Genomic DNA, 16,960 nt, shown 5'->3' with positions numbered 1-16,960 from the left:
TGCGGTATGCGCATACGATCGTGCGCATGACGCAAGACGACGGTGAGCTGGACAGCCTCGTGAGGAAGCGGATCAGGGCGTTGCGGGTAGCGCAGGGCTGGTCGCTGGAGGAGCTGGCGGGTCGCGCGCGCCTGAGTCCGTCGTCGCTCAGCCGCATCGAGAACGGCCAGCGCCGCCTCGCCCTCGACCAGCTCGTCACGCTCGCGCGGGCGCTGGACACGTCGCTGGACCAGCTCGTGGAGAACGACACCGACGACGTGATCCTCAGCCCGATGATCGACGGCGCGCACGGCCAGATGCGCTGGCCGATCAGGGCGGAGCCCGGCATGACCGTGATCCGCCAGCGGATGACCACCCCGCCGCCCGACAGTCCGGCGGCGTTGCGCGCGCACTCGGGTCACGAGTGGCTGGTGGTGCTGTCCGGGACCGCGATCCTGCTGCTCGGCAACCGCCGGTTCCGGGTGGAGACGAACCAGGCGGCCGAGTTCCCGACGATGGTGCCGCACGCGATCGGCACCGCGGGTGGGCCGTGCGACGTCATCGGGATCTTCGATCGGGAGGCGCGGCGGGGGCACAACGACAAGAAGGCGGGCTGATCTTGCGCGTGCGGCAGGGCTGAGGGCGACCTCCTTGCGTGTTTGGCAAGGTGTCGTGCACCTGGCGCATGGAAGTTCTACCTTGGGCTCATGAACCACGAACACGGCGCTGAGCACGACCACGGGCATGGACATGGCCACGGGCAGGAGCACGGCCACGGCCACGGACATGGGCACGGCCACGGCCATGGGCACGGCCACGGCCATGGGCACGGCCATGGGCACGGCATGGCCGACATCCTCGACCTCGACGCGCAGGTCGTCGCCCAGCACACCGCCTCCATCACCGCCTGGCTGCCCGTCGACCAGCCTCGCCGCATCGTCGACCTCGGCGCAGGCACCGGCGCGGGCACGTTCGCCCTGCTGGAGCAGTTCCCCGAGGCGCACGTGACCGCCGCCGACGCCGACGTCGACCACCTGACCCGCCTCCGCGACAAGGCCTGCGAGCTCGGCCTCGCCGACCGCGTGAGCACCGTCCAGGCCGACCTCGACACGGAGTGGCCCGATCTCGGCACCCCGGACCTCGTCTGGGCCTCCGCCTCCATGCACCACATGGCCGACCCGGACCGCGTCCTGCGGCAGGTCCACGACACCCTCGCGCCCGGCGGCCTGTTCGCCGTCGTCGAGCTGGCCGGCTTCCCCCGTTTCCTCGGCACCGAACTGGAAGAACGCATCCACGCCGCCAGCGACAGCCGCCACGCCGAGCTCATGCCGCACCGCGGCGCCGACTGGGGGCCGAAGCTCACCGCCGCCGGCTTCACGGTCGAGGGCGAACGCACCGTGACCATCCACGTGAAACAGTCCGAAGTGGTCGGACGCTACGCCCTGACCAGCCTGCAGCGCATGCGCGGCACCGTCGTCGACGTCCTCTCCGCCGAGGACCTCGCCGCCCTCGACGACCTCCTCGACCCGGACAGCCCCACCGGTCTCCTGCTCCGCGACGACCTCGTCGTGCGCTCCGAACGCACCGTCTGGGCCGCACGAAAGGCGTAATCCCCATAAGCCACGAAGCCTGGCGCGTCGCCCGTTGGGACGAGATCGCCGGCCTCAACGGCAAGATCGACGAGGTGCTGCAGCAGCATGGCCGTTGTCCACGCCGTAACGGACCACAGCTGCTGCTGCTCACACAACGGGTTCGTGGCGGCGGCGGAGGAGTGATGGACCGCCGGCGAAGCACCAGATCGCGATCACCGGGTCGCAGATCGCGCATCCCAAGCTCGAGTCGTGCGCGAACGGGATGATCGGCGCACCTTTGAGGTGGTGCACCACGTCCCAGGCAGTGTGCAGCAACCAGGCGATGCCGATGTACGTCCAGGACTCCAGCCCGCGGAAAGCGCAGTACGTTGCCACCGCTGTGAAAGCGAACTCCCAGCCACCCATCGCGCCGCCGCTCAGGTACGCCGCTCCTGCACCTGCGACGAAGACCGCGCTGAACTTGCGGCGGTGCGCGTCAGGGATGAGCGACAAGAGCAAGACGATGCAGATCCCGATGATGATCGGGGCGGCGACGGTGAGGATCACGGCGGTCAACGTAATCCGGCGCCCGCTGCGGCACCATGGGACTTCCTGCCAGACAACGCTGGATTGTCGCCACCGCCTGCCTCAGTCCTCCGCGTCGCGGACCACGAGTGCGATCTGCACCCGGTTCTCGACCGCCAGCTTGGCGAAGAGGCTGCTGGTGTGCGCTTTCACCGTCGCGACGCTGATGTGCAGCCGTTCGGCGATCTCCGGGTTGCTGAGGCCGTCGGCGATGGCACGGGCGGTGTCGAGTTCGCGTTCGGTCAAAGTGGACAGTTTCGCCCGTGCGGCGTCACGACTCTCCCGGCGGGGGCGGGAGGAGCGCGGGCCGGTGGCGGCGGCGATGACCCGTGCGGTGGCGGCCGGGGACAGCACGGGGTTGCCTTCGGCGACTGTGCGGACCGCGTCGACGATGCGTGCCGGCGGGGTGTCCTTGAAGACGAAGCCGAGTGCGCCGGCTTCCAGGGCGGCGAGCACCAGGTCGTCGGAGTCGAAGGTGGTCAGCATGAGCACCTTGGGAGGTGACGGGCGGGCGAGCAGTTCCCTGGTGGCACTGAGGCCGTCACGGCCGGGCATGCGCACGTCCATCAGCACCACGTCCGGGCGTTGCTGTTCGACCACGGTGAGGGCGGCGTCGCCGTCGGCTGCCTCGGCGACCACGGTCAGGTCCGGCTCGCCGTCGAGGAGCAGCCGCAGGGCCATCCGGACCAGCTGGTCGTCGTCGACGATGACCAGTCGCGTCGGTTCGTGCTCGCTGTCCACTCAGCCTCTCCCGGTCCGGGTGGGCCAGGGCCAGGGTAGTCGGGCGGTGAGCAGGTAGCCGCCGCCGGGCGCCGGGTGGTGGTCCAGGGTGCCGCCGGCGAGGGCGACGCGTTCGGTGAGTCCGGGCAGTCCGAAGCCGGAGGACGGTGGCCGGGGGCTGGTCGTGGTGGCGGGGGAGTTGCGGACGCTCACGCGCAGTTCGTCGCCGGCCGTTCCCTCCAGGGTGACCTGGACTTCGGCTCCAGGGGCGTGTTTGGCGGCGTTGGTCAGTCCTTCTTGGACGATGCGGTAGCAGGTTCTCCCGATGAGATCGGGTGGTTCGCCGGCCACGGTGCCGGTGAGCGTGACGTCCAGGCCGGAGGCGCGGGAGTCGGCGATCAGGTCGGGCAGGCGGTCGAGTGAGGGCTGTGGGGGTTCCGGGCGGTCCGGGTCGCCGCGGAGGACACCGAGCACGTCCCGCAGTTCTTCCAGCGCCAGTTGGGAACCGTCGGCGATGCCGCGGACCAGCAGGCGGGTGTCCTCGGCGCTGAGGCCGGTGCGGTGGTCCAGCACGCCGGCCTGCATGGCGACCAGGGAGATCCGGTGTGCGAGCACGTCGTGCATCTCGCGGGCGATCCGGTTCCGCTCCTGGGCGCGGGCTTGTGCGGCTCGTGCGTGTTGTTCCCGTTCCGCGCTTTCGGCTCGCTCCAGCAGGGAGCGCGCTTCCACCCGGCCGGCGCCGATGGCCACGCCGATGGCCACGGCGGTCCCCGCGCACAGCAAGGGCAAGACGAGCTCGAGCCACACGGAGACCGGTGGGACGTCGAGCGGGTAGATGCCTGCGAGCACCTGCGAGGCGGTCACGAAGGCCAGAACCACCACGCCGATCTCCAGCGGGCGGCGGCGGGTGGAGAGAGAGCACAGGGCCAGCAGCGCCGCGCCGGCGGCCAGCGTCGACGCGCTGGAGGCGACCGTGACCACGGTGGCCACGACGAGCGGGAACCGTTGCCGCCACAGCAGCAGCGCCAGGCAGGCGAGAGCGATCAGCGGATCGCCGGTGACCAGCCAGGAACACGTGGTGGCCGCGCATCCCGGTGGGACGAGCACCGCGGTGAAGAACCAGAAGGGGATGCCGAGCAGCGCGGCCACCACCAGCCGCCACGCCTGCCCCCACCACCTCGCTGACCGTGGTGCTGAATCCGTGCTCACCCGGTCATTGTCGCGAAGGTCCGAGCTGGGCGCATGAGCCCCAGGGCCAGGTCGACCCCCGACCCAGGTCGAACCGGAGCACCCGACGCCGGTCGAATGCGGTCGAGCCGTGGGACCGATGTGCTTGCGGTGCCGAGTGGACAGAGTTGTTCCCAGCCGGGCACACATCCGCATTCTCGACTGGAGGACAACAGATGCGCAGGACCTTGCCGGTCGCTCTCGCCGCGACCGCCCTGCTGGCCACCGCCGTTCCCGCCGGCTCGGCGGCAGCGCACACGCTGAGGTGGGGCGCCTGCCCGGAGGGCGTGGCCGCGCCACGGCTCGAGTGCTCGACCCTCGCCGTCCCGCTGGACCACCGCGATCCCGGTGGCGAGCGGATCGAGATCGCGATCTCCCGGCTGGCCAGCGAGAACCCGGCCAAGCGCCGCGGCGTGCTGCTGACCAATCCCGGCGGTCCCGGCGGTGAGGGGCTCGGCTACCCCGCCGTGCTCGCCGGTTCCGGCCTGCCGAAGGACGTGCTGGACTCCTACGACATCATCGGGTTCGACCCGCGCGGTGTCGGCCGCAGCACGCCGGTGACCTGCGAGCTGACCCCCGAGCAGCAGGCACGAGGTGCTTTCGCGTCCTACGCGTACACCTCGGCCGACGTCACCCGCGAAGCCGGGTACGCGCGTTCCATCGCCGAGCAGTGCGCCACCTCGCCGACCGGGAAGATGCTGCCGCACACCACCACCGCGAACACCGCCCGTGACCTGGAATGGATCCGGAAGGCGTTGGGCGAACGGAAGATCTCTTACCTGGGTGCCTCCTACGGCACCTACCTCGGTGCCGTGTACGCGTCGATGTTCCCCGACCGCGGCGATCGGATCGTGCTCGACAGCAACCTGGGGCCCGGCGGGTACGACGTCACGGCCATGCGCAGGTTCGCCCGCGGGTTGGAGGACCGGTTCCCGGACTTCGCCGCCTACGCCGCCGCGCACCCCGAGCACGGGCTGGGCACCACGCCGGAGCAGGTGACCGCCAAGTACTTCGACCTGGCCAAGCGGCTGGACGCCGAGCCGGTCCAGGGCGTGAACGGGTTGACCTTCCGCGGGATCACCTTCGAGTACCTCTACAGCAATGCCGCTCTGCCTGCGCTGGCCAAGACCTGGCAGGCGATCGAGGCGAACCAGCCAGTGCCCCTGCCGCCGGTGACCGACCGCGACAACTCCATGTCCGCCCGGCTGCACGTGATCTGCGCTGACTCGCGCTGGCCGGACTCGGTCCGCGACTACCAGCGCGCGGTGGCCGTCGACCGGCTGAGGTACCCGATGCTCGGCGCGGTCACGGCCAACATCGGGCCGTGCGCGTTCTGGCCGGACCAGCGCACCGAGCAGCCGGTGCGCATCGGAGACCGGGGTCCGTCGAACGTGTTGCTGCTGCAGAACGAACGCGACCCCGGCACGCCGTTGGCCGGTGCCCAGGAGCTGCGGCGGGCGTTCGGACAGCGGGCCACGCTCGTGACCGCTGATGCGGGTGGACACGGGGTCTACCCGTGGGGTGGCAACCAGTGTGCCAACCACGCAGCGACTCAGTTCCTGATCAGCGGGCAACGTCCAGCGCAGGACCTCGTCTGCGCGGCGGGCCGGTGAGCTGGTCGTGTTCGAGGAAATGCGCAAGCGCCGAGCCGCCCGGCGGGTGAAGTCCGGCGACGGGCACCCGTTGCAGCGGTTCCGGTGGTGGCAGCTGCTCGGCCGCTCGTTGTTCTACCTGCGGCTGGCCGACGGCGCCGGCGGGCACACCGTCTACGCCGTCGACGTCCGGCACAACCGCACCGACGACGACGGTTACAACAACGCCGATCTGTTCGTCGACGGCAGGCACCACGCCCGGTCCCGGATCCCGGCCGTGTTCCCCGTCCCCGGCGGCAAGATCGAGGTGAAGAAGAGCGTCTTCGGGCTCAAGCGGTGCCACTACGTCACCGCAGAAGGGTCCGAGCAGCGGCTCCAGCCGGACCGCTTCTCGGCTGAAGGGCGCCGGGCGCACCTCGACCGCACCCACCCGGCGCTCAGCCGCGGGATCAGCCTCCTCTCGACGGTGGTGCTCCTCGCTTCCCTGGCGGTCCTGGTGGTGCAGCTGCTGGAGAAGCTGACCCGGTCGGCGCCGATCGCGGCACAGATCGGGACGTTCACCTCGCCGGTGGTCCTGCCGGTGTGGCTCAATGTCGCGTTGGGGGTCGCGGCGGCGCTGGCCAGCACGGAACGGGCGTTGCGGCTGCGCTACAACTGGCTGCTCGACGGCGGGGCCGGGTAGTTCTCACTGCGCTCGCCGGATGAGCACCGGTGTCCCGGTGACCGTGAGGCTGTCACCCGCGTGCACTGGACGGCTGGTGCCGTCCAGTGCACGCACCTCTGTGGCGTGCGGTGGGAGCGATGTCGTCGCGGTGCCCTCGTGGGTCCAGCGGATCGTGAGCAGCTGACCGTCGTCCGCGGTGAACTCGCATTGCCACACGTTGGCCGGCAGGCCGATGGCGAGCCCTTGGCCGCACCCCCGGGTCCTGGTGCGGGTCAGCCACCGTTGCAGCTCCTCCACCGCGAGTGCGGCGCTCGTGGGCGGGCTGCCGACGGCCTGCAGCGGGATGGGCAGGCCACCACCGCCCCAGTTGTAGAAATAGGTTCGTTCGAGGTTGAAGTGGGAGCCGTGGATCGCCACCAGGTAGAAGCGCGTGGCGTAGTCGATCGCACGCTGCTCGTCCAGCCGTTCGTCGCGCACGTATTCATAGGTGACGCCGGTGTTCCACAGGCGCGGGTGCACGCCCGCGTCGTGCAGGGCACCGTCGATCTGCTGCAAGAGGCCGATCATGGTCTCCGGCGGGTCGGCCGCGCGCTGCTGGTGCAGGTTGAGTCCCGCGACGTCGCAGTGGTCGTAACCGCGCAGCTCGGTGAACCGGCGCAGCACGGCGCGTCCCTCGTCCGTCCACAGCCGGTCGATCGAGGGACACACCACGACCGCTTGCGGGTCGGCGGCCTTGATGGCGCGCCCGGCGAGCTTGGTCATCTCGGCCAGGGTGGCCGTCGTACCGGAGAAGTAGCGCTGGTCGTTGGCGTGGACCCAGACCTCATAGGCGTCGATCCGGCCCTGGTAGCGGGTAGCCAGTGCGCTGACGAACTGGTCCCACACGGCCAGATCGTCGGGCGGCGCGCTCCGTGAACCGTCTCCATATGGTGCTTTCGGCCCGGCGGGCGCGGCCCACGCCGGTGTGCCGCCGAGCACCAGCGTGGCCGGCAGACCGGCCTTCCGCGCGCCGGCGACGAGCCGGTCGAGAACGGTCCAGTCGTAGGTGTCGCGCCGCGGTTGCAGTCTCGCCCACCGCGTGCCGCTGTCCCAGAACCGCAGACTGCCGACCTGGAACGACGGCATCACCCCGCTCGACGAGGACGCCGTCACGCCGAACAGCGACGGGGCCAGTGGCTGCTCGCGCTGCCAGGACGGACCGGTGACCTGCCGCTGCGCGGGGATGGTCGCGACGTCCGCGCCGCTGGCCGTCAGCGACGCCAGGACGAGCGCCAGCACGAGAACGGCGCACACCGTGGACAAGGCGCGCGTGCGCGGCAGAGGCAGAAGCAGAGATACCGGACGGGGTTCCGGTGCTCGATGCGCGGTGGGCGGCACCACCGGTCGGCCTGTCGCCGCCCTCCACTGCGCCAGCAGCTCGACCAGTTCCGCGTCATCGGCTGAACAGGCCGTGGCAATTCCGACCACGGTCTGGTAATCGGGCGGAACCGTCTTTCCCGAGCAATACCTGTGCAGGGTGGAACTGCTGACGTGTGATTTCCTGCCCAGCTCGGAATAGCTCAAACCACTGCGCTGCTTGAGCCTCATGAGATGGCACGCGAGTTCTTCATCGCCTTCCGGCACACCTACCGCCCTCCCCAAGCCAAGGTGTCACGGGCCAGTATGGCAGTCATCCCACGCTTGGAGATAGCGCCTGGTCAGTGCATGTCATGCCATGTCGGGACAGTGGCGTGTTGTCCGGTCGCGGGTGCGTCGGCATCGTTTGGCCTGACCGCGCGGTCACGAACATCGCACGAAAATTACCAAGAAAGCCGAGTCACAACCCGGGGGGATGTTTTGTTAACCCGAAGTGTGCTTTGTCGTCGTCGGATCAGTGTGGTGGTTGCCGCGCTGATGCTGCTTTCCGGCAGTGTTGTCGCGGTTGCGCCGGCTCCGGCCGAGGCCGCCGCGGTGCTGACCGCGGCCCTGACCGGTCCTCGCCCATCGGCGACCCGGATCCCGTTCTCGATCTCCGACAAGGTGTCCGCGTCGGTCGACGTCGGTACCGGCAACCTGCTCGTCACCACCTCGGACCTGGCACTGCCCGGCATCCAAGGTGATCTTCAGCTGGGTCTGACCTACAACAGCCTGCGCCTGGGCGCCGGGACCGCACTGCCGTCCGGGTCAGCGGGCGCTGGGTGGGCGATGCGAGTCGGTCAGGACACCAAGGTGATCCTCAACTCCGACAACTCCGTGCTCTACCTCGCGCCCGAAGGCCGCGAAGGCCTGTTCCAGCCCTCCGGCGCGACGGGGTACACGGCGCCTGCCGGTTTCAAGGTCGCGATGGTGAAGACCGCCTCTGGCTGGACGATCACCGACCACGACAGCAACTCGGTGTCCACGTTCGACTCGGCCGGACGACTGGTGTCGATCACCGACCGCAACGCCCAGACCTCCAGGTTCACCTACACCTCCGGGAAGCTCACCCAGGTCGTGTCGACCCGCGGCGGTGCCGGCGCCCGGACGGCGAACCTCACCTGGTCGGGCAACCTCACCGCCATCACCCAGACCGGTGACGAAGGCACTCCGCGCAGCGTCGTCTACACCTACACCTCCGGCAGGCTCACCAAGGTCAGCGACCCGACCTCGAAGGACACCCAGTTCGGCTACGACGCGACCACCGGTGATCTGACCACCATCACCAACGGCGCCGGCAAGCAGACGGCGATCCAGTACGACGCCTCGCACCGGGTCAAGAAGGTGACCCAGGAGAACCCGAACGGCGGCGCGGCGACCCGGTTCACCTACTACTCCGCCGGGGAAACGCTGGTCGCGAGCCCGAACAACACCGAGGCCACCCCCTCCAACGGGCCGCAGACCGACTACTTCCTCAACGCCCAGGAACTGGTGACGTCCGCAGCCGACCCGCTCGGCCGGGGACGGGCCAAGACCTACACCCCGTTCCACGACGTCGCGACCTCGACCAGCGGCACCGGAGGCGTCACCGTCTTCGGGCACGACCCGGCCGTGAACGCCGGTGAGTCGCTGACCAGCGTCACGGCGCCGACCGGGGCGAAGTCCACCGCGGCCTACGCCAACACCGGCGCGGCGAAGTACCTGCCGTCCGGCGGCACCGACGAGCAGGGCAACAACAGGCTGTTCACCTACGACGGCGCCGGTAACCCGCTCAGCACCGCCAACACCGCCGCGAGCGCGACCTCGAAGGTCGGCTACAACGCCGACGGCACCCTGAACACCTCCACCGACCCACGCGACAACCTCACCGACTACTCCGCCGACACCGATCACCAGGTCACCGGCATCACCCCGCCGGCCGGTTCGAGCCTGTTGCCGACCGTGGTCTCCTACGACGGTTTCGGGCGGCTGCACGCCGTCCGCGACGGCCGCGGGCTGCGCACCATCTACGCCTACGACCGCGCCGACCGGGTCAAGACGATCCAGTACTCCGACACCACCCCCGACGTGGCGTTCACCTACGACGGCGCCGGGAACGTCCTCACCCGCACCGACGCGTCGGGCACGACGACGTTCACCTACGACGCCCAGAACCGGATCACCTCGCGCACCGCGACCTCCGGCGGCGGCACGCTGTCCTACGGCTACGACAAGACGGGCAACCTGACGTCGAAGACCGACGCCCGCGGCACCACCACCTACAGCTACGACGCGGCGAACCAGGTCACCGAGATGACCACCCCGGGCGGGCAGAAGACCGCCTTCGCCTACGACAACGACGGCAAGCGCACCGATACGTGGTTCGCCACCAACGCGGCACGCACCACCTTCGCCGCCCACACGAAAACCACCTTCGACAAGAGCGGCCGCATCTCGCGGACCTGGACCTCGCGGGCGTCCAACGACGCGACCAAGACCTTCGACACCGGGTTCTGCTACTCGCCCCGCGTCGCCGGGCAACCGTGCCCGTCCGCGTCGGCCGGCACCGACACCGGTCTGATCAAGTGGTCGACCGACAACCTCACCGGCGCGGTGTCGCTCTACAGCTACGACACCTCCAACCGGCTCACCGCGGTGTCGAACTACGGCGGTCACGACTACGCCTACACCTACGACAAGGCCGGCAACAGGCTCACCGCGAAGGTCGACGGCACCACCGCCCAGACGCTGACCTACAACACCGGCAACCAGATCTCGAACGCCGGCTACGGCCACGACGCCGCCGGCAACCGGACCGCCGACCCCGCCCAGGGCACCTTCACCTACAACGCCGCCGGGCAAACCACGACCCGCACTCAGGGCTCGTCCTCGAGCACCTACACCTGGGGCGGTGGTGACCAGAACGAACTCGTCTCCACCACCACCGGGGCAGACACGACCGGCTACGTCTACGGACGCAGCGATGCCTACGGTGTCCCGGTGCTCCAGTCGTTCACCAAGAACGGCCGAACCAGCTACATCGACACCGACCCCACCGGCACACCGCTGTCCTTCCAGCGACCTGACGGCACCACGCACTACTACGCGCTGGACAACCAGAGCAGCCCGGTGACCCTGATCGACAGCAGCGGCGCGGTGACGGCCACCTACTCCTACGACCCCGCCGGACGACAGCTCACCGCCTCCGGCGCAGCCTCCGCGGCCAACCCCGTCCGCTATGCCAGGGGACTGCTGGACGAGACCACGGGCTGGCTCAAGCGCGGTGTCCGGTGGCACGACCCGACCACCGGCAACTGGACCGCGCTCGACCCCATCAGCCTGATCCTGGAGCCCGACATGGCCAGCCGATACGCCTACGTCGGCGGCGATCCCGTCAACCGGATCGACCCCACCGGCCTGAAGGCCGACACCTCGAAGGCGTGCCTCGCGGGCGCTGCCGCCGGTGCCATCGGGTCCCTGTCCGGGGTGGCCACCGCCCCCGGTGTGATCCCCGCTGCCGCGCTCGGATGCATCGGCGGCGTCGTGGGGAGCTGGATCGTCAACGGGCCCGGTGACTGATCCCACCGGTCTGGAGCTGAGCAGCAGCTGAAGGCGGGGTCGCCGACCGAGGAGCGGTCGGCGGCCCCGCCTGAGCTGGGGACCTGTGTCACCTGGATGGATGGTCCGGCCTTCGCCGCGGCCGTGTCACCGGGTACCTGCGTGCCGGGTTGCCTACGGTACGCGGTCGTGACTGGAGTTCGTGATCTCAAATACCGCCAGTGGTTCCGGAGCGCCGACGTCGACGGCGACGGAGTCATCACCTGTCAGGACGTCCGGCTGATGGGCGAGCGGTACGTCGCCGCCCGTGAGGCCGCGCAGCGGCCCGCGACTGCCCGCCAGCTCGTCGAGGGGCTGGAGGCGTTCTGGACCGGGGTGATCGCACCGATGGACCAGGACGGTGACGGGAAGGTCGACCTGCGGGAGATGACCGAGGGGTTCCAGCGGGCGCTGGCCGACCGCACCCTGTACCCGCACCAGGTCGGGCCCGTGGCCGACTGCTACTTCGACCTCATCGACCTCGACGGGGACGACAGGATCGACCTGGAGGAGTTCACGGAGATCTTCAGCCTGACGGGCAACGTCTCCCCGGAGGACTGCGCCGCGGTCTTCGAAGCGTTGGACCGGGACGGGTCAGGCGGACTGGACCGCGCCGAGTACCACCAGGCGGTCGCGGAGTTCTTCTTCGGTGACGACCCGGACGCACCCGCGGTCCACCTGTTCGGCAAGGTCACCGCGTAACACGCCTTGTCATGTCGTCCGGCCCGCCGCACCCGAGGTCGGGGAAGCGGGCCGGACACCGGCTTACAGGTCGTGCGGCGCGAGATACCCGAACGTGTCTGACAAGCCTCTTTTGCACTACATCACCCACCGGCCACATGAGCAACCATTGGCCGAGGCCGGGAAACGCGAGCGGCAGAGGTGACGCATGGTGGAACAACGCATGTCGGTCGCGACGCACTGGGGCAGTTTCGTCGCCGTGGTCGACGCCGGCCGGTTGGTGCGGATCGAGCCGAGGCCCGATGACCCCGCTCCCTCGCCCATCGGCCCCGGAATGGTCACCGCCGCCGACGACAACGCTCGCGTGTTGCGTCCCGCGGTGCGCAAGGGCTGGCTGAACGGCGAGCCGCGCATCGACGGCACCGCCAGGGGCACCGACGCCTTCGTGGAGGTGAGCTGGGACCACGCGATCACGCTGGTGAGCGATGAGCTCCGCCGAGTTCGCTCGCAGCACGGGGACAGCGCGGTGTTCGGCGGGTCCTACGGGTGGGCCAGTGCGGGCAGGTTCCACCACGCGCAGGGACAGCTCCACCGGTTCCTGGCGCTGGGCGGGGGATACACCAACTCCCGCAACACCTACAGCACCGCGGCTCTCGAGGTCGTCCTCCCGCACGTGATCGGTGGGCATCCGTGGAGCTACCAGAGCCGCATGCCGATGTGGGACGAGATAGCCGAGAACTGCGAGCTCGTGGTGGCGTTCGGCGGGCTGGCGCTGAAGAACAGCCAGATCAACCCCGGCGGGCTGGCCAGGCACCAGACGCGGGACCTGCAACGCCGGTGCCGCGAGGCCGGGGTGCGGTTCGTGAACGTCAGCCCCATCCGCAGCGACACCGCCGGCTTCCTCGACGCCGAGTGGCTGCCCGTCGTCCCCAACACCGACACCGCCGCCATGCTCGGCATCGCGCACACAATGCTGGTCAACGGCTGGCACGACGAGGACTTCCTGCGCCGGTGCTGCGTCGGGTTCGACCGCTTCGCCTCCTACCTGACCGGTGAGCTCGACGGCGTCCGCAAGGACGCGGCGTGGGCCGCGAAGATCACCGGCATCGGCCAGGACGTGATCACCGACCTCGCCCGCCGCCTCACCGCCCAGCGGTCGCTCATCATGGTCAACTACGCGGTGCAACGAGCGGACCACGGCGAACAACCGATCTGGATGTCCGTCGTGCTGGCGGCCATGGCGGGCTCGATGGGCCGGCCCGGCGGCGGCTGGGGTGCGGGCTACGCGACGATGGACGCGACCGGCGTCGCTCCGGACCGCCCCTTCGTGGGGACGATCCCCGCGGTCGCCAACCCCGTCCCGGACTTCATCCCCGTCGCGAGGATCGCCGACACCCTGCTGCACCCCGGTGAGGTCATCGACTACGACGGCAGCCGGCTCACGTTGCCCGAGCTCCGCCTCATCTACTGGTGCGGCGGGAACCCGTTCCACCACCACCAGGACCTGCACCGGCTGACCCGAGCCTGGCAGATCCCCGACACGGTGGTGGTGCACGAAGCCTGGTGGAACACGACGGCCAAGTTCGCGGACGTCGTCCTGCCCGTCGCCACCACCCTGGAGCGCGACGACTTCGCCGCCGGGTTCTCCGACCCCCACCTCGTCGCGATGCCGAAGGTCCGCGAGCCGGCCGGTGAGTCGCGCACCGATCACCACATCTTCACCGCCCTGGCGTCCCGGCTCGGGTACGAGGAGGAGTTCACCGAGTCGCGCTCCGAGATGGAGTGGGTACGCCACCTCTACGAGCAGACGAGGGCCCAGCTCGGCGACACCGCCGCCCTGCCGGACTTCGACGACTTCTGGCGCAGCTCCACCGCCGCGCTGCCGCCCTCGACCGGACCGTTTCCCGGCAGCTTCGAGGCCCTCCGCGCGGATCCGCGGCAGTTCCCCCTGCCCACGCCGTCGGGCCGGATCGAGATCTTCTCCGAGGAGATCGACTCGTTCGGCTACGACGACTGCGCCGGACACCCGAAGTGGTTCGAACCGGTCGAGTGGCTCCGCGCCGAACTGGCGGACCGGTTCCCGCTGCACCTGATCTCGAACCAGCCCGCCTCACGCCTGCACAGCCAGTACGACAACGGCGGCCACAGCCTCGCTTCGAAGATCCGCGGCCGGGAGCCCGTGACGATCAACCCGTCGGACGCCGCGTCGCGCGGCATCGAGGACGGCATGGTCGTGCGCGTCCACAACGACCGGGGCAGCTGTCTCGCGGGGGCGATCCTCTCGGACGACGTGATGCCGGGCGTCGTCCAGCTCTCCACCGGCGCGTGGTGGGACCCCGTCCAGCCGGGCCTGAGCGGGACACTGGACCGCCACGGCAACCCGAACGTCCTCACCGCGGACCGGCCGTGCTCGCGTCTGTCCCAAGGCCCCAGTGCCCACAGCGTCCTGGTCGACGTCGAACCCCACGACGGCCCGCTTCCCGACGTGCTCGCTTTCGCACCACCACGGCTCGCACCGCCCAGCTGACCTGCGCCGAACTCGAATGCGGCAGCGTGCATCGGGCCCGGCTGTGAAGCGCGCCACCTCCGTGGGCAACACGCGCCTGAAACGTTCAAGCTGATGCTCAAATACTCCCCGCAGGGCAGCGGGAGTACACGGAAGAGAGCACGGCATGCAACGACGGGTGCTGCTGGGTCGCGAGACGGAGCGCCGTGCACTGGCTGCCCTGGTCGAGCAGGCCGCCTCCGGGTCGGGCGGCGCGGTGGTCGTCCTCGGCGCCCCCGGGATCGGCAAGTCGACGCTGGTCGCCGAGGCGGCGGCACGGGCCGCGGACCGCGGGACGCGGGTGGTCACGGCGGTGGGGGTGGAGTCGGAGGAGGACGTGCCCTGCGCCGGCCTGCACCAGCTGGTCCACCAGTTGCGGGACGGGATCGACGACCTGCCCGGTCCGCAACGCGCCGCGCTGCGGGCGGCCGTCGGACTCGCCGACGAGGCCGTGCCCGACCTCTACCTCGTCGGCCTGGCCGCGCTGACCCTGTTGTCGGACGCGGCGGTGCAGGCACCGCTGCTGGTGGTCGTCGAGGACGCGCACTGGATCGACCGGGCCAGCCTCGACGTGCTCGGGTTCGTCGCGCGGCGCATCGAGTCCGACCCCCTCGCACTGGTCGCCGTCACCCGCAGCCTCGACGACCGGCTCGGTGGCGCCGGACTGCCGGTGCTGCACCTGGACCCGTTGACGGACGAGGTGTCGGGCCGGCTGCTCGACGCGGTGGCCCCCGGCCTGGGGCAGCAGGTCAGGCGGCGACTGCTGGTGGAGGCGGCGGGCAACCCGCTCGCGTTGACCGAGCTGCCGGTCGCGCTGCGGTCGGTCGGTGGCGCGTACGCGCTCACGCCGGGCCCGCTGCCGTTGACCGAACGGCTGGAGCGGACCTTCACCGCACGGGTCTCGCGGCTTCCGGCCGACACACGGGCGGTCCTCCTCCTCGCGGCCCTCAACGGTGACGGCACGATGGACGAGTGCCTCGCCGCCGCTGCCCGGTTGCTCGGGACCGCGGTCGGCGTCGAGGCCCTCGGACCGGCGGTCGGCGCGGGCCTGCTGGAGTCCTGGGGGATGGTCTTCCGGCACCCGCTCGTCCGCTCGGCGCTGCACCACCGGCGACCGCCGCCGAACGGCAGGCCGCGCACGCCGCCTCGCCTTCCAGCTCCAGGGACAGCCCGACCGGCAGGCGTGGCACCGCGCCGCTGCCACCTCCGGCCCCGACGAGCACGCGCGCGGGCTGGACCTCACCGCCGACAGGGCCTGCGGGCGTGGTGTCGCCGCGGCCCTGGCAGCGCTGCGGCGAGCGGCGGAGCTGACCGCGGACCCCTCCGTCGGGCGAGCCGGTTGCTGCGCGCGGCCGAGCTCGCCCTGGAGTCGGGCCAGTGCGACGTCGCCGCGCACCTGCTGGGCCAGGCGCGCTCGCTGGACCTCTCGGTCAGGGACGAGGGCCGTGCGGCCTGGGTCGGCATCGCCCTGATCGAGGGGGCGGCGCAGGGGGAGGGCACCGCGACCGCCGAGCTGGCCGAGCTGGCCGTCGGGATCGCCGCCGGTGGTGAGCCCGTGCTGGGACTGCGGATGCTGTGGGCGCGGTCCTGCACTGCTTCTGGGAGAGCCGGGCCGCGCCGGCGGGTCGCCGCCGCCGTCGACCGGATGCCCGTGGACGCGGACAACGCCGGCCTGGTGCCCTGCGGGCGTACTGCGCGCCGGTCGAGGGTGGACGAGCCGTCCTCGAGTCACTGGCCGGTCAGCTGGACCGGTCGTCCGAGGACGCCGAGGGGACCAGCTGCTGGGCGGTGCCGCGGTGACGGTGGGCTCCCGCCCTGGCGGGCCGCCTGACGGCGAGGTCGGTGGACGCCCGGGCAGGCCGGCTGTCGATGCTGGCCAGGGCCCTGCGTGCAGGCGGCGCCGCCCGGCTCGGTGACGTGCGCGCTGGTCACCTCGCGGCCGAGGAGGCCCGCCGAGCTGTCCCGCGAGACCGGTCAGCCCTCGTGCACGCGATGGTGCACGCCATCCGCGCACAGCTCGCCGCCGTCTGCGGTGATCCGCGGGCGGAGGCGTGGCGCGGAGGCGGAGCGCACCGCCCTTCCCAGCGGCGCGCCCGGCTGGCCATCGTGCAGATGGCCCGCGGCAGGCGGCCCTGTGCCAGGGGCGCTACGGCGACGCCTTCGGGCACCTGCAGCGCGTCTTCGAGCCGGCCGACCCCGCTTTCCACCCGTGGCTGCGCTTCTACGGCGTCGCGGAACTGGTCGAGGCGGCCGTGCGCAGCGACTCCGCCGAAGCGGCGCGGGACGTCCTGCGCGAGCTGACCCGCTCGCGGAGCCGACCCCGTCACCCCCTGCTCTGCGGACTGCGCCTCGGCCGCCCTGCTCAGCCGCCGGACACCGCCGAGCAGCTCTACCGGAGGCCCTCGACGCCGTCCCCGTCGACTGG

Annotated in this window: 12 protein-coding genes and 1 pseudogene; 8 read left to right on the top strand and 5 right to left on the bottom strand. The window is 70.8% G+C overall.

Annotated features, from left to right (window positions below; genetic code table 11):
• The first annotated feature begins 26 nt into the window (after window positions 1–26).
• Together BBK82_RS43270 and BBK82_RS43265 are read left to right on the top strand one after the other, a co-directional pair.
• Window positions 27–596: a helix-turn-helix domain-containing protein gene (locus BBK82_RS43270; protein ID WP_179953739.1), complete on the top strand. Its 570-nt coding sequence runs from the start codon at window positions 27–29 to the stop codon at window positions 594–596.
• Window positions 597–686: 90 nt separating this feature from the next.
• Window positions 687–1,589, top strand: coding sequence for a class I SAM-dependent methyltransferase (locus BBK82_RS43265; protein WP_065920093.1), 903 nt, complete (start codon window positions 687–689; stop codon window positions 1,587–1,589).
• Between the two features lie 129 nt (window positions 1,590–1,718).
• Here the strand turns inward: BBK82_RS43265 and BBK82_RS43260 are convergent, their stop codons facing one another.
• The 3 genes from BBK82_RS43260 to BBK82_RS43250 all read right to left on the bottom strand — a co-directional run bounded on the left by BBK82_RS43260 (window position 1,719) and on the right by BBK82_RS43250 (window position 4,064).
• Window positions 1,719–2,114 (bottom strand): DUF6010 family protein, encoded by a 396-nt coding sequence (locus tag BBK82_RS43260; RefSeq protein WP_218920780.1) that lies wholly within the window; start codon window positions 2,112–2,114, stop codon window positions 1,719–1,721.
• 84 nt (window positions 2,115–2,198) lie between these two features.
• On the bottom strand, window positions 2,199–2,876 hold the full coding sequence (locus BBK82_RS43255) for a response regulator transcription factor (RefSeq protein WP_065920091.1): 678 nt from the start codon (window positions 2,874–2,876) through the stop codon (window positions 2,199–2,201).
• Entirely contained in the window at window positions 2,877–4,064 is a 1,188-nt protein-coding gene (locus tag BBK82_RS43250; protein ID WP_065920090.1) for a sensor histidine kinase, read from the bottom strand.
• Window positions 4,065–4,258: 194 nt separating this feature from the next.
• Here BBK82_RS43250 and BBK82_RS43245 point away from each other — a divergent pair, with 194 nt between their 5' ends.
• Both BBK82_RS43245 and BBK82_RS43240 read left to right on the top strand, forming a co-directional pair.
• A complete protein-coding gene (locus tag BBK82_RS43245) occupies window positions 4,259–5,695 on the top strand; it encodes an alpha/beta hydrolase (RefSeq protein ID WP_065920089.1) in 1,437 nt (478 codons plus the stop codon).
• A 19-nt stretch (window positions 5,696–5,714) separates the two neighbouring features.
• Complete coding sequence (locus tag BBK82_RS43240) at window positions 5,715–6,356, top strand: hypothetical protein (protein WP_218920525.1); 642 nt, start codon at window positions 5,715–5,717, stop codon at window positions 6,354–6,356.
• A 3-nt stretch (window positions 6,357–6,359) separates the two neighbouring features.
• On the opposite strand, the gene BBK82_RS43235 is transcribed toward BBK82_RS43240, so the two are convergent.
• Together BBK82_RS43235 and BBK82_RS57115 are read right to left on the bottom strand one after the other, a co-directional pair.
• Entirely contained in the window at window positions 6,360–7,631 is a 1,272-nt protein-coding gene (locus BBK82_RS43235) for a glycoside hydrolase family protein (protein ID WP_237047896.1), read from the bottom strand.
• A gap of 180 nt (window positions 7,632–7,811) precedes the next feature.
• Window positions 7,812–7,925, bottom strand: a pseudogene (locus BBK82_RS57115) (helix-turn-helix domain-containing protein); the annotation flags it as partial.
• A 291-nt stretch (window positions 7,926–8,216) separates the two neighbouring features.
• Here BBK82_RS57115 and BBK82_RS43230 point away from each other — a divergent pair.
• From BBK82_RS43230 to BBK82_RS49455, 4 genes are all read left to right on the top strand, one after another.
• Window positions 8,217–11,291, top strand: a complete 3,075-nt coding sequence (locus tag BBK82_RS43230; RefSeq protein WP_154697841.1) for an RHS repeat-associated core domain-containing protein — start codon at window positions 8,217–8,219, stop codon at window positions 11,289–11,291.
• A gap of 168 nt (window positions 11,292–11,459) precedes the next feature.
• Window positions 11,460–12,011 (top strand): EF-hand domain-containing protein, encoded by a 552-nt coding sequence (locus tag BBK82_RS43225; RefSeq protein ID WP_065921831.1) that lies wholly within the window; start codon window positions 11,460–11,462, stop codon window positions 12,009–12,011.
• A 187-nt stretch (window positions 12,012–12,198) separates the two neighbouring features.
• Window positions 12,199–14,517: a molybdopterin-dependent oxidoreductase gene (locus BBK82_RS43220; RefSeq protein WP_065920086.1), complete on the top strand. Its 2,319-nt coding sequence runs from the start codon at window positions 12,199–12,201 to the stop codon at window positions 14,515–14,517.
• Between the two features lie 145 nt (window positions 14,518–14,662).
• Window positions 14,663–16,366, top strand: coding sequence for an AAA family ATPase (locus BBK82_RS49455; protein ID WP_083268595.1), 1,704 nt, complete (start codon window positions 14,663–14,665; stop codon window positions 16,364–16,366).
• The last annotated feature ends 594 nt before the right edge of the window (window positions 16,367–16,960 follow it).

This window comes from Lentzea guizhouensis, assembly GCF_001701025.1.
Classification (GTDB): Bacteria; Actinomycetota; Actinomycetes; order Mycobacteriales; family Pseudonocardiaceae; genus Lentzea; species Lentzea guizhouensis.
The sequence above is the reverse complement of the archived record's forward strand: the minus strand, read 5'-3'. Positions and strand labels throughout refer to the sequence as shown.

What these genes read in the sequence shown, in the direction of transcription:
- BBK82_RS43270 (WP_179953739.1), top strand. Translation starts at nt 27, where the DNA reads ATGACGCAAGACGACGGTGAGCTGGACAGCCTCGTGAGGAAGCGGATC.
- BBK82_RS43265 (WP_065920093.1), top strand. Translation starts at nt 687, where the DNA reads ATGAACCACGAACACGGCGCTGAGCACGACCACGGGCATGGACATGGC.
- BBK82_RS43245 (WP_065920089.1), top strand. Translation starts at nt 4,259, where the DNA reads ATGCGCAGGACCTTGCCGGTCGCTCTCGCCGCGACCGCCCTGCTGGCC.
- BBK82_RS43240 (WP_218920525.1), top strand. Translation starts at nt 5,715, where the DNA reads ATGCGCAAGCGCCGAGCCGCCCGGCGGGTGAAGTCCGGCGACGGGCAC.
- BBK82_RS43220 (WP_065920086.1), top strand. Translation starts at nt 12,199, where the DNA reads ATGGTGGAACAACGCATGTCGGTCGCGACGCACTGGGGCAGTTTCGTC.
- BBK82_RS49455 (WP_083268595.1), top strand. Translation starts at nt 14,663, where the DNA reads ATGCAACGACGGGTGCTGCTGGGTCGCGAGACGGAGCGCCGTGCACTG.